General features: G+C 41.3%; 11 protein-coding genes. 4 read left to right on the forward strand and 7 right to left on the reverse strand.

Features of this window, described 5'->3' with window-relative positions:
• The first annotated feature begins 1 nt into the window (after window position 1).
• The 3 genes from COR50_RS11790 to COR50_RS11800 are packed head-to-tail and all read left to right on the forward strand — an operon-like array spanning window position 2 to window position 3579.
• Entirely contained in the window at window positions 2-1291 is a 1290-nt protein-coding gene (locus COR50_RS11790; protein WP_098194169.1) for a RagB/SusD family nutrient uptake outer membrane protein, read from the forward strand.
• 33 nt (window positions 1292-1324) lie between these two features.
• Complete coding sequence (locus COR50_RS11795; protein ID WP_157760779.1) at window positions 1325-2239, forward strand: phosphodiester glycosidase family protein; 915 nt, start codon at window positions 1325-1327, stop codon at window positions 2237-2239.
• 26 nt (window positions 2240-2265) lie between these two features.
• Window positions 2266-3579 carry an IPT/TIG domain-containing protein gene (locus COR50_RS11800; protein ID WP_098194171.1) on the forward strand — a complete coding sequence of 438 codons (1314 nt, stop codon included), beginning with the start codon at window positions 2266-2268 and terminating at the stop codon, window positions 3577-3579.
• A gap of 941 nt (window positions 3580-4520) precedes the next feature.
• Here COR50_RS11800 and COR50_RS22430 read toward each other — a convergent pair.
• Window positions 4521-4877, reverse strand: coding sequence for a hypothetical protein (locus COR50_RS22430; protein ID WP_198405637.1), 357 nt, complete (start codon window positions 4875-4877; stop codon window positions 4521-4523).
• 323 nt (window positions 4878-5200) lie between these two features.
• Between COR50_RS22430 and mobA the strand changes: the two genes are divergently transcribed.
• Window positions 5201-5620, forward strand: a complete 420-nt coding sequence (gene mobA / locus COR50_RS11810) for a conjugal transfer protein MobA (protein ID WP_098196205.1) — start codon at window positions 5201-5203, stop codon at window positions 5618-5620.
• A gap of 103 nt (window positions 5621-5723) precedes the next feature.
• Here the strand turns inward: mobA and COR50_RS11815 are convergent, their stop codons facing one another.
• From COR50_RS11815 to COR50_RS11840, 6 genes are all read right to left on the reverse strand, one after another.
• Window positions 5724-6374, reverse strand: a complete 651-nt coding sequence (locus COR50_RS11815) for a response regulator (RefSeq protein WP_098194173.1) — start codon at window positions 6372-6374, stop codon at window positions 5724-5726.
• Window positions 6375-6391: 17 nt separating this feature from the next.
• Window positions 6392-8053, reverse strand: coding sequence for a sensor histidine kinase (locus COR50_RS11820; RefSeq protein WP_198405638.1), 1662 nt, complete (start codon window positions 8051-8053; stop codon window positions 6392-6394).
• A gap of 183 nt (window positions 8054-8236) precedes the next feature.
• Window positions 8237-10270, reverse strand: a complete 2034-nt coding sequence (locus tag COR50_RS11825; RefSeq protein ID WP_098194175.1) for a tetratricopeptide repeat-containing sensor histidine kinase — start codon at window positions 10268-10270, stop codon at window positions 8237-8239.
• A gap of 42 nt (window positions 10271-10312) precedes the next feature.
• The gene (locus COR50_RS11830; protein WP_098194176.1) at window positions 10313-10654 is read right to left on the reverse strand and encodes a hypothetical protein; all 342 of its coding nucleotides are present in this window, start codon (window positions 10652-10654) and stop codon (window positions 10313-10315) included.
• Window position 10655: 1 nt separating this feature from the next.
• The gene (locus COR50_RS11835) at window positions 10656-11708 is read right to left on the reverse strand and encodes a hypothetical protein (RefSeq protein WP_098194177.1); all 1053 of its coding nucleotides are present in this window, start codon (window positions 11706-11708) and stop codon (window positions 10656-10658) included.
• A gap of 13 nt (window positions 11709-11721) precedes the next feature.
• Entirely contained in the window at window positions 11722-12759 is a 1038-nt protein-coding gene (locus COR50_RS11840; protein WP_098194178.1) for a hypothetical protein, read from the reverse strand.
• Window positions 12760-12783: the final 24 nt, after the last annotated feature.

Here is a 12783-nt window from a genome sequence, read left to right on the forward strand (position 1 = left end):
CATGAAAAATAAATTCATAGCATTATTATTGACCGCGGCATTGGGTACGAGTTCTTGTAGTAAGTTACTAGATGTTCCTTCACACTCCGCCGTGGCTACCAATACCTTGTCGCAAGCAGATGTAGAGGCCTTTTTAATCGGTATTTACAGCCGGGTGCAAAACGCGCCGGGTGCACAATCCTATATCATGTTCGATATGGTAGGGGGGAACCTGATTAATGCAGGGGCTACTTCAGACGGGGGATTGAATACTTTTATCAGTAATATCTTAAGGCCGGAACAAGGCCTTATGAGCAGTGCTTGGAACGGCTATTATTCTGCATTGTACCAGGTAAACAACTTGTTAGAGTCAACAGAAAGTCTTCCGGAATCATCAAGGAAACAAGAGATATTAGGTGTCATTCATTTCTTCAGGGCTTACTTGTATTATAACCTGGTAACCCGTTGGGGTGGCGTGCCGGTATTGAAAGTGAATACCGCTGCCAAGGTACCGAGGAATACCGAGACGGAAACATGGGAGTTTATTGAAGATGAATTGGAGCTCTCTATGGCTACGGCGCCCGCATATACGGCTGGAAGTTTTTACTACGTTTCTAATATGAGCGCTACGGCACTTATGGCAAGGGTGAAACTAGCCTTGGGAAAGAAAGATGAGGCGCATGACCTGGCTGAAACGGTCATCACTTCCGGGTATTTCCAGTTGGATGATTTCGAAAATATTTTTAGAAATGCAACAAATTCAGAATCGATTTTCACGTTCAAAAACGCAACGATCGAATCGAATACTAATATTAGTACCCTGTTTTATACTTATGCCCATCCTGTGAAAGGAAGCTATGTTTATAGGCCAACCATGGAAGTAATGAACCTGTTTTCTTCGTCCGATAAACGTGCTGCTATTTCCGTGGATACATACGGGGGCTTGAATGTTATTAATAAATATCCCAGTGGTCAATCGGGAACAGATCCTATCCAAGTGATCCGCCTAGGGGAAATGTACCTCGTCAGCGCGGAAGCCGGGGGCTTAGCAAACGGCCTGGACCGTTTGAACGAGCTCCGTGAAGAAAGGGGCTTAGGCCCGGTGAACCCGGCAACAGAGGATGAGTTTTTAGATGCAGTATTGTTAGAAAGAAGGAAGGAATTGCTGGCAGAGGGATTCCGTTATTATGACTTGGTACGCTTGGGCCGCGCCACAACTGATATCGGCTTAGATGATCGCGAAGTTAAATTCCCGCTGCCGATGAATGAATTGGCCTTGAATAAATTATTAGATCAGAATGATGATTATTAATTGCCTTATACAATGATATTAAACAAGAAATTTATGATACGCATAGCTAAAATGGCGGCTCCTGCCGTGCTGTTGCTTCAACTCGTGGCATTTGGTTGCAAAAAGGATTCAACGCATCCCCGGGAGATTGTTCCAAAGGCGGAATTAACTCAAAGAATACTGGACAGTACAGGACTGATTGCCAACCTCTTCTCCGATACTTCCTTTGTAGTGGTGCCGGGTGTTGAAGAAACCGATTTGCATTTTCAGAACGAGGCCGGGTATTCTACTCATGTATATTTATTAAAGGTGGACTTGAATCACGAAGGAATCCGGTTGCAAGCCGGTACCCCCTATGGATCGAAGCCTTTTGCCTTACAAACCGTTCCCGTTATGGCGCAGTATCTCGATTCTGCCGGAAACCGCGTAGTAGCAGGATTGAATGCCGATTTCTTCAGCACCGTTGGAGAACCCAGGGGCATAGCTATCAAGGATGGCAAAATTTTGAAAACTACCTGGGCAAATGCACGCAGCGCTTCTTTCGTTGGCGTGAAGGATGATGGAGCAGTATTTATCGGCAACCGTGAAGACTTCGATAATATGAAGGACGAATTTAGGGATGCATTGGGCGCCGGCCAGATATTAGTTTGGAATAACGCGGTCCAGGTGCAGACCGATGTTAGCATTGAACCGAGAACGGCCGTGGGCATTAATGAAAATGGTATCATGGTATTTGCCGTTGTAGACGGAAGGAGCTTTTATTACAGTAACGGAATCTCGATTACGGACCTGGGAATCTTGTTAAAAGCCTGTGGAAGTACTACCGTTGTGAATTTGGACGGTGGCGGTTCATCCACATTTATGATCAAACACCCGTTGGCGCCTGTATGGCAAGTTCGTAACCGCCCATCAGACGGCAATAACCGGGCAGTTGGAAATAGCTGGATGATCATTGCCGATCAACCATAATTATTCACCGGAAATTAAGAAAGAGCATGAAAATTCTTACATATAGCTTTTTATGTTTAGCATTCTTATTATGCTACTCATGTAATAAAGATGATGATAAATCTCAACCGGATGTATTGAAAATTACTTCCATCTGGCCGGCATACGGTACTGCTAATACTATCGTAACAATCAATGGTAAAGAGTTTAGTAATGTTCGGGAAAATAATAAAGTGAGCTTTAACAATATTCCTGCTATCGTGATCGAAGCCAGTGAAACACAATTACAAGTTGTGAGCCCTGAAGGCGGTTCTACGGGGAACGTAAACATCGAGGTCGGCGGGCAACAATTCATGGGCCCCGTTTATAGTTATACTTTACCACCTGAAGAATATTTTGTTGAAACCTATGCGGGTACCGGTGGCACGGCGGGATCGGTAGAAGGAAGCTTGAAAGCGGCCAAGTTCCGTAATCCTGAAGGTTTGTCAATCGATCTGTTAGGTAATCTTTATATTGCTGATCGGGGAAATAACAGGATCCGCAAGATATCCGGGGGTATGGTAAGCGCATATGCGGGAAAGGATCAGGATGGGCATGTAGATGGAGATGTATCGATCGCTTTGTTTGATTATCCTTGGAAAACGGCCGTGGATAAAAGCGGAAACGTTTACGTGGCAGATCGCGATAATCACAGCGTGAGAAAAATTACACCGGAAGGTATTGTCTCTACACTGGCCGGAAGCGGGTCGGCAGGTTATGCCGATGGTAATGGAACGGCGGCAAAATTCAATCAACCTTTGGATGTTGCTACGGATGATGCTGGGAATGTTTACGTGGCTGATAATTTGAACCACCGCATCCGAAAAATTGATCCGGCAGGGAATGTTACCACCTTGGCTGGAAGTGGTACTGCCGGTTATGCTGATGGCACTGGAACAGCAGCATCATTCAAAAACCCCAGCGGTTTGTGTGTTGACAAAGACGGTAATATTTTTGTAGCCGACAGGTTGAATCACCGTGTCCGTAAAATCGGTCCGGGTGCTGAAGTAACAACGGTTGCAGGTGATGGCTATGCAGGTTTCGTTGACGGTCTACAAAATAACGCGAGGTTCAACGGCCCTTACGGAATCGATGTTGATGCTAATGGAGCTTTGTATATTGCTGACTTGAGCAATAATAAAATCCGGAAAATTAAAGATGGCAGCGTTAGTACAATTGCTGGAACGAGTAATGGTTATCTTGATGGTGCCGGGGGAGGCGCCCAATTCAGTCAACCAACGGATGTATGTGTTGATCCTGGCGGGAACATTTTTGTTGCCGACCTGGGGAACCATGTGATCCGTAAGCTATATAGAAAATAAATACACACTATTGAATCAGGACCGCTTCCATTTTTGGGAGCGGTTTTTTTTATGATGATATGTTAGCTATAATATTAATGAGCTTTCCTGGCTTGATGGTTTATTTCATAAAAATTATTTCCGTGTGTGCCGGGCATAACAAATGAACCCTTAGGCTGCGCATTTTGTGATAGCATGGGGTTATTGAAAGGACTGTTGGTTATATTTTTCCCTGTAAACACGGATTATGGTTCCGCGAGCTATAAATTTTTATCATTGTTATCCGGCTAAAAATGCTTTAAAGGTACTTGAATTCCTTACCTGGTCAAGGATATAAGCGAAGGATGATACATTCAACCCCCGCCAAGAGAACCGCGGAACTTCGCACCGTTGATAGCGAAGGGTAGCTTGGCCATACAGTAGTAGAAAGGCGGGATCGAGTGATCAAATTGGTGGCCGTAATGGCCAATTTGTGCCCTTTTTTGGTACTCTTTTTTGTGCAAGCAAAAAAGTACAAGAAACGAGCAGATGAACATTGAATCGAACTATTGAGGGATCAAATTGCTCCCCGGTTAAAATTTAGTCGGACAATAATGTGAATTTTTATATAAAAACATACTTACTTAGAATGCAGTGAATTGGATACAGTATGTATATATGGGGATTTTTATAAGACCTGTAAAATAAAGTTTCAGTAAAAATACATCAAAGATTAAAACAGGTAAAACGGTTGTAAATAAAAGCTTTACAGCCGTTTTATGATTTTTTGGTAATGAGGTAAAAAGCAGAAAAAAGCAACGATTGGCAAAAGTAAGGTTACTAAAACGTTACTTTTAAATATCAAAAAATATCGTTTTAATGTACTGTATTTCAGTTTTTTGCATCGTTTTTCATATTGTTCCGTGGCTCACATAAGTTTAATTTTATCATTAAGAATTGTGAGTATGGAAACGACAAAAAAATCAACATTTAAGGTATTGTTTTACCTTAAAATGAATGCCCCAAAGAAAAACGGATTGGTTCCGATTAAAAAATATCTTTTCATAATCAGCCTGACTATTAATTTTTATTCTGCTACGTTCTCTTGAAACAGGCTTTTCTTTTTCCGGCTGCTGGATTGGTTCTTCAGCACGAACTTTAAAGCCATCTTTTCTTACTCCATCCACCATCAATTCCATCATTTTCGCTTCATCAATATCCGGTGTCACTTTTTTCTCATTGTCTCTGTTCATAATTTTTATGTTTGTCTGTTTGTAAGTTTCGTCGTTTGGTCTTTCAGGCATTGGGAGCCACATACAGCTGTTTGTACGTTTTTCCATTTATACAACTCGCTTATGGTTCGGACAAATAAAAGGAGATATGCGACAACCACATAAATATGGCATTCAGTGGCAGCATTTGGCGTTCAATGGCTTACAGGTTTTCTATTATTCTTCCCGAATTTTGATACAGGAAATGGGCATTTCCCTTGCTAATTACAATCCGCCTGAAAGAGCGGATTATTGTGTTCATCAGAACACGGCAAGTTGTGTTTTGAGCTGCTTGAAATAAATTCCGCTGCTCAAAACCACTTGCCCTTACGCAGGGAGCTAAACCATTTCTCCGAAGTCGAATGGTTGAAAAAATTAAAAATGGAATTATTATGGAAAAAATGAACAAAAAGAAGAACAAAGGCGGTAGAAAACCAAAGCTGAACCCTGCACAAAACAGGTATATGTTCAGGCTTACCGATGAAGAAAATGCAAAATTTTTAGCCCTTTTTGACCAATCGGGAATGGACAATAAGGCTAAATTTATTGTTTCGTTATTGTTCGCAAAGGAAATGAAAACGGTTAAAATCGACAAAGGAACAGTTGATTTTTATATGCGATTGACATCGTTTCACAGTCAATATCGTTCGATAGGCGTAAATTATAATCAAATTTTGAAGCTGTTGAACGATAATTTTTCGGAGAAAAAAGCATTGGCATACCTCTACAAATTGGAAAAACAGACTGTTGAGGTGATAGCTTTATTCAAAAAGGTTGTTGAGATAACAGAAGAATTTGAAGCAAGACATTAAAAAAAATAATCAGCCAGAAACACAGGAGAAAATTACGAAGAGAAGGACTTTGCCAATAAGAAGAAAGAATGGAGAATGCAATGCACTTGTTAATTATACAAAATCATATAAACCGCTTCTTCTTTGCCAACGCAATGGCTTCGGTTTTAGAGTGCACCTGCAATTTTTGGTAAATATTTTCGATGTGCCTGCGGACGGTTGAGGGCGAAACTATCAGGTTCTCCGCTATGGAAGTGTACGGAAGCCCTGTGGAGAGCTGTTCCAATACCTCAACTTCACGGCTTGTCAGCTTTATGGTTTCTTCCGCTTCATCGGTTTCTTCCGCCAAAGGCGAACGCAGAAGATTAAGGGCTTTCATTGCAATAGACGGGGTCATCACTGCACCGCCCTCCAACGTTTGGGTAATGGCATTATATAGCTCCTGTGGTTCGGTGTCTTTCAACAAATAGCCGTCTGCACCGGCTTGTATGGCTTTAAATATGTTTTCGTCATCGTCGAAAACCGTTAGCATAATGATTTTTATCTGCGGATATTTTTGCTTGACCAAAGCGGTTGCTTCTATGCCGTTTTGTTTGGGCATTTCGATATCCATAAGGATAAGGTCTATCTGGCGGTTTTCATTGAGCTTGTCCATACATTCCAGACCGTTGTTGGCGGTAAAGGAAATGCTTATATCTTCAAAAAACGAAAGCTTTTCTTTTACGCTTTTTATCAGGAAATTATTGTCGTCTATAACGGCTATACGTATTTTCATAACTAAATATTTATGGATTATTTCACTCCGAACGACACACTCGTTCCTTTGTCCGGCTCTGACCGCAGGAGCAGTTCTTCGCCCAGCTCCGAAGCCCGCTTCCGCATATTCAACAGTCCGTTGCTTGCTTCCACTTCTTTTTCCACAAAGCCTTTACCGTTGTCTGTTATTTGGAAATGGATATTGTCATCTTCTTTGCTTATCCGTATTTCTATTCGTTCGGCTTGGGCATATTTCAGGGCATTGTTGGTGGCTTCCTGTACAATGCGGAAAATGTTCAGCCCCTGCAATCCTGTGAATGCTGTATCATCCGGTATATTTTTGTCCGTTACCAACGAAATACGAATGTTGGGATAGGAATGTTTGGCTTTTTCGATAAAGTTGGCAATACGGCTTTGCAGGTCTTTGATGGTAATGCCCGACTTGTTCATTGCCCAAATGGTATCCCGAAGTTCCTGAATGGTTTCTTTGGCAAAAACACCGACATTGCTTAATCTGCCTGTCAGTTGCTCGTTTTTATCGGCAACATAGTATTTAATGGTGTCGATAGCGGAAACGATAAAGGATAGCTGTGCCCCGATATTGTCGTGTAAATCCCTTGATATAGACAGGCGTTGCTCCTGTAATTTGTTTTGGCTTTCGATTTTTTCCAATGCCAATTTCAGCTCGTTGTCTTTCTGCTGTTTGATATTTTTAAGTATCTGCTGTTTGTAGAGCAAGAAGCCAATCAGTCCGATGATAACAGCTAATGCTACCAATCCGAAAATCCATTGGTTACGGATTTTGAGGGCAAGCTCTTTTTCGGCGATTTGCTTTTCTTTTTCGGCGGTTTCGTATTTGGTACTGATTTCTTCTACATCTTTCAGTCTTTTGGTATTGTACAGGCTGTCGTTGAGTACGTTAAACGCTTTGAGGTTTTGATATGCCTTTTCATAATCGCCCAAAATCTCATAATTGTGCATTATGTTTTCGTAATTGTATTTCTGAATATCGGGGTACTTTATTTTTTCGGCTAAAGCATTGCTTTTCTCAAAGTATTCGTTGGATTTTTTTGGTTGTTTTGTCTGGTTGTAATACTCTCCCAATGCCGTATAATTCAGCATTGTGGCAAAATCATCTTTCAGCTTTTCACGGATTGCCAACGCCTCCATCAGATAACTTTCCGATTTTTTATAGTCTTTGATGAGCAGTTGGTTATAACCTAAAAATTCCAACGCATAGCCAATTCCCACACTGTCATTCCGTTGCCGTTGGATACGCAAAGATTTTTCAAAACGCTCATTGGCGGTTTTGTAATCGGAAAAATCATCCCGAAAAACTGCACCGCTTTCATTATTGATGCGGGCGATGCCCTCTAAATTATTTTCGGCTTCATATAATTTTAAAGCTTTGTCATAAAATTCCAACGACCTTTTGGATTGCTTCAGCTTGCGGTACATCCTTGCCATATCGTCATACAGCAAACCCAGCTTTTCTGTATTTTTAGTTGGCTCCAATTCTTTCAGGGCTTTGTAATAATAAACCGATGCACTATCTATATGCCCTTTCTTCATCATTGAAAGCCCGATTAACCGCAAGAAATTGCCTCTGTTTACTTTGTCGTTTTTTTGATTGGCAAGGTCGTAACCAAACCGGGCAAGCGTTATGGTTTCATCAGATTTTGTATTGTATATTTTCATGATGCTCTTTTGGAGTATCGCTATCTGTTGGTCGTAATTCTTTTCTTGCTGTACAGATTGTACAATGCTATCCGCCATCGGGGTAGTTTGTGCAAACGCCACACCCAAAGCGGTTAAGAAAGAAAGGAATGTAAATAATAATCTCATTGGTGCAAAATTACAAATTTTAATAGCCGTAGCCTGTTAAGTAGCGGTATCGTTTTGCTTATCACTCATTTCCTGCAAGGGAAAACGAAAAATTACTCGTGTATGCCCCTTTTCGGAAGTGATGTGCAATGTGCCGCCGAGTGCTTCGGCTCTGTTACGCATATTCTGCAAGCCGTTTCCGTCATACATTTCCAAAGTATCAAAGCCTTTTCCGTTGTCTTCTACCTGCATCTGCAACATATCGCCTTGCCGGGCAAAGCTAATGCTGATGCGGGTTGCCTCGGCGTGTTTCAGGGCATTGTTTACCGCTTCCTGCAATATGCGGTAAATGTTCATCCCTGTTTTGGAATTGAATAAGAGGTCTTTGTCGTTTTCTACTTTATCGGCAAAAGACAGTGTGGTATGCGTGGTTGCCTTATTGGCGCTTTCTATGAAATTGGCGGTACGCAGTTTTAAATCGGCAATGCTGATGCATGGTCTGTTCATCGCCCAAATGGTATCCCGCAGTTCCCGAATGGTTTCTTTGGCAAAGGAGCTCATATTTCCGAGCCTGTCCGAGAGCTTCTGGTCACGGTTTGCCATAAATTGTTTCAGCGTGTCGATAGACGAGATAATGAATGTGAGGTGTGCCCCGATATTGTCGTGTAAATCCCTTGATATAGACAGGCGTTGCTCCTGTAATTTGTTCTGTGTTTCTATTTTCTCCAATGCTAATTTGAGTTCGTTGTCTTTTTGTTGCTTGATGTTTTTGAGCACCTGCTGTTTGTAGAGCAAGAAGCCAATCAACCCGATGATAACGGCTAATGCCGTCAGCCCGAAAATCCATAAGCTCCTGTTTTTGAGGGCAAGCTGATGGTCTGTTATTTTCGCCCGCTGTTGCAGGATAAGGTTTTCCTTTTCGGCGGTTTCGTATTTTGTTTCCAACCGAAGCACTTCCTTTGCCTGTTCTTGGCTCTGCAAACTGTCTTTGAGCTGTTGGCTGATTTTGAGGTATTTTACGGCTTGCGTGAGGTTGCCCTGCTTTTCGTGGATAGTTGCCAACAGTTCTGCCGACTGCTGTTCTTCACGTGTAAAATCTTTCTCTTTGGCAAGATGATAATTCGCCTCTGCAATGACGTATGCGTTGGGCAGTTTGTTCCACGCAATGTATAGCTCTGCTAGCTCGTTACTGGTAATGATACGGTCTTTCGGGTCTTCGTTCTTCTGCCGGATAGCAATGGATTTTTGGTAGTATTTCTCCGATTGGCTGTAATTTTTCAAGCCTTTGTAGGCTTCTCCGAAATTGTGGTACAGATAGCCCATCAGCCGTTCGTTGTTGTCCTCGTTCCAATATTGGGTTGCTTCGGTAGCGTAGTCGAGTGCTTTTTGGTAATCGTTGAGGTGGTTGCTGTAATTGGACATATTGTTGAGGGCAAACCCCTGATAAAAATCCTGTCCGAGTTTTTCATATATCTGTCGGGCATTACCGCAGTATTCGATACCTTTTGCGTATTCTTTGATGTAATGGAAATCGCTCCCGATATTGATGTACAGGTTTGCCATAGCCATACTATCTTTCAGTTCTTTGGCATAGTCGAGGGCTTTCAGCTCGTATTCGATGGCTTGGCGGTGGTCGTTCGACAATCCGTAGGAGTTGCCATAGGTCTGGTACATTTTGAGCAGATACCCTTTGTCGCCCAATTTTGTTGCCAAAGGGTCTATTTCTTTCAGCAGTCGGATAGAGTTATCGTAATCGCCTTTTTCGTACAGCACAATGGCATTTAGTATGGCGATATCCACGTCCATATAATCCGATTGGAGGGTCTGGGCAATTTCCTTTGCCTTGTTTACATAAGCGATTGAGCTGTCGCTATTGATAAAACGGTATTCTTCGGCTATCTGGGTCAGTATATCGCATTTGGCGGAGTCTGCCTCCGCTTGTACGAATGCTGTATGCAGACTGTCTATTTTTTCTTTCAGCTGGGCGAATGCCCCCGATGACAGAGTAAGAAAAAACAATACCACAAAAGACCTGACGATACCTGTCGGTATCGCAAAACAATTGGGGCGGATTGTTGTGCTTCGCTTCATTGATAGTGGAATATGCAGTAAATTTATTAAATTAATTCAAGGTTATGTCTCATACCGCTCTATTTTCAATAAGTTTAATGTGGAGTGAAGTACTTTTTTAAAGTTTCCTGTGAGCATTTCCGATAGTTCTTCCTGTGGTTGCTCCGTTGGAAATTTCTCTTCCATCTCGGTCAGCCGTTTGTTTATTAGCGTATTTATTTGTTGCTCCATTTCGAAGACTTTTCTTGTATTTTCCTTTAATTCCAAATGGTTTTGAAATTCGTTCGAGTGTATATTTTTCGAGATGTGCAGACTACTATAAGTATCAAAATATTTTTGAAGCAACCACACAATGACCAACAATAGACCAATGATAAAGACAAATAATAAGGCTAAAGCTATCATACTACATTGTTTTGTTATTTCTTTTAATCTTTCTCCATTTTACAATTGCCCAGATAACGATGGCTACTACAATAATTCCGATAATGAACGGTGCGTAAATCACAAAAAGTGTAAGCAATCCGGGAAATGATCCTAAAAATGTACTTTCTACTTCGTAAGGATTTTTTGAGGGTACAGTTGTGTAGTTGAGGCTTTGTAGATTTTTACTGCTTAATTCATCAACCTTTGCGAATAGCCTTTCGGATTGGACAATGCTGTTTTCGTACTGGAAATTTTCTATCCAATTGGAATAAGTTACAATTAAATTGTCTTTGGGTGTAGGGGAAAAATTTGTTTTGTTTCCCCAAAAAATATGCTCGCTTTCATTGTATTGAAAACCGAAATTATCCGACAAACCTTTCACATCTTTTTGCTGTAAACCGTCCATTAGCTGAACATAGAAACTTCCTTTTTCAATCGGATTTTTCCAAACGCTTCCGCTTTCAAGGAGATAAATAAAAGCATTGTAGTTTTCCTTTTCATATCCTTTTCTGACAATGCCATTATTAGTATTGACGATAAAATATACTGCTACGTTTTTGGTTTCGTCGGGCAAAAATTCCATTTGCCATACTTTCCAGTTATCACTAAAACTGTTTATTTTTCCATATTCTCTGTTCGGTTCTTCGACTAATGACAGCCAAATTGCATTGGCTTTAATTTTGAACTGATTGAGTTGGTCAATTTGTACCTGGTTTAAATCCACATCGCCACCCGAATAAATTCCGTTTACGGGATAACCCATTTTAAAATTGAGCTTTTCGGAAGTGGTGTTTTTAAAAATATATTCGCCTTTTACCACCGCATAGCCTTTGTAGAGCTGTATGTAGATACGTTCCTGTTGCATCTGCACTTTTTTGAACGTCAGGCTGTCTTCGGGATAGAGCATCGTATAGACCGTACCGCCTGCGTTCCATACGCCGGGCTGTGAGGCGTTGGCAAACACTTTTTGAGATGTGGCAACAACAATCAGAAAAAGTGCCGTTACTAAAAATTTATGTATTATCGTTTTCATACCGTTATGTGTTTTAAGGTAATTTGGTTTGCTCCAACATCGCTTCAAATAGATGTAGCTTTTTATGACTGAACTCTGTTGTACCGGTGGTCTTTCCGTCAGTAAATTCTGTTTTGAAAAAACCGATACCGGCAATGTTTCCGGCTTTCAAATCTACTTCGGCTTCGGCTGTGATGTTGTTGTTTTCGTCACGCAGGTACAGCACCATCCGGTAAGGCTTTAGCTCTTTTGGGTTTTTCTTGTATGCCTGTAAAGTTTGTTCGGAATAGGCTTGTAAATCAAAAGGCAGATTATCGTTTGGTGCTTCTTTGTCAAATCGCAAAATGCCTTTCAATAGTTTATTTTGTGCGGTGCTGTCTTCGATGAGCTTAAACTTGATTTCGCCGGAATGATGAGCCATCGCATCTTTGAGGTAAGCCGTAGCATAGAAATAGCTTTGTGGTTCTACGAAAGACAGTATTTCCTTGTCTTCGAGGTAGAAATAGTTGGTTACGATGTCGGCTTCGTTCGGCACTTTTTGCCGATGAATTTCTTTGTGCAATTTTCCTTTGGCAGAATAATAACGCTCCGTAACAGACTGCGTACCGTCTATGTCGGCTTCTATTTCGGTCAATAAACTGTCTTTGTAGCGGAATTTGATATGGCTTTTGCTTCCGCCTTTGAAATGGATTTTTTCTTCGGTAATTCTGCTCTGCTTGTCGTAAACGTAGGTATAAGTCCTGTTCAGGTACGGATTGCTGTGTGTCCACACTTGTTTATGCAAATGCCCCTGTTTGTACGTACTTTGGGATTTTGCCCAACTTTCGTCCAAAAAACTTTTGTTTTCGTAGCTTTCGATATTGCCGTTGGTATTGAATGCTTGGGTTACTTTTTCTACTTCTTCTACATTTTTCACGCTACTGTCATTGTCGTACTCAATGCTGTAATACATTTGCGTTACTTTGTTCAACGGCTTGGAATAGCCGTAATCTTGATACGTGATGTCTGGCAAGGTTTGGGCAAATGCAGAAGTATAGCTTATGATTAAAAAGATAAGTATCAGGTTTTTCATTTTGTTTTTATTTTTTTAACCACA

Origin of the sequence: Chitinophaga caeni, from assembly GCF_002557795.1 — a bacterium.
GTDB lineage: Bacteria > Bacteroidota > Bacteroidia > Chitinophagales > Chitinophagaceae > Chitinophaga > Chitinophaga caeni.

Excerpts from the sequence above, each read along its gene's own strand:
- COR50_RS11825 (WP_098194175.1), bottom strand. The coding sequence starts at position 10,270 with ATGAAGCGAAGCACAACAATCCGCCCCAATTGTTTTGCGATACCGACA.
- COR50_RS11815 (WP_098194173.1), bottom strand. The coding sequence starts at position 6,374 with ATGAAAATACGTATAGCCGTTATAGACGACAATAATTTCCTGATAAAA.
- COR50_RS22430 (WP_198405637.1), bottom strand. The coding sequence starts at position 4,877 with ATGGAAAAACGTACAAACAGCTGTATGTGGCTCCCAATGCCTGAAAGA.
- mobA (WP_098196205.1), top strand. The coding sequence starts at position 5,201 with ATGGAAAAAATGAACAAAAAGAAGAACAAAGGCGGTAGAAAACCAAAG.
- COR50_RS11820 (WP_198405638.1), bottom strand. The coding sequence starts at position 8,053 with ATGAAAATATACAATACAAAATCTGATGAAACCATAACGCTTGCCCGG.
- COR50_RS11835 (WP_098194177.1), bottom strand. The coding sequence starts at position 11,708 with ATGAAAACGATAATACATAAATTTTTAGTAACGGCACTTTTTCTGATT.
- COR50_RS11840 (WP_098194178.1), bottom strand. The coding sequence starts at position 12,759 with ATGAAAAACCTGATACTTATCTTTTTAATCATAAGCTATACTTCTGCA.
- COR50_RS11795 (WP_157760779.1), top strand. The coding sequence starts at position 1,325 with ATGATACGCATAGCTAAAATGGCGGCTCCTGCCGTGCTGTTGCTTCAA.
- COR50_RS11790 (WP_098194169.1), top strand. The coding sequence starts at position 2 with ATGAAAAATAAATTCATAGCATTATTATTGACCGCGGCATTGGGTACG.
- COR50_RS11830 (WP_098194176.1), bottom strand. The coding sequence starts at position 10,654 with ATGATAGCTTTAGCCTTATTATTTGTCTTTATCATTGGTCTATTGTTG.
- COR50_RS11800 (WP_098194171.1), top strand. The coding sequence starts at position 2,266 with ATGAAAATTCTTACATATAGCTTTTTATGTTTAGCATTCTTATTATGC.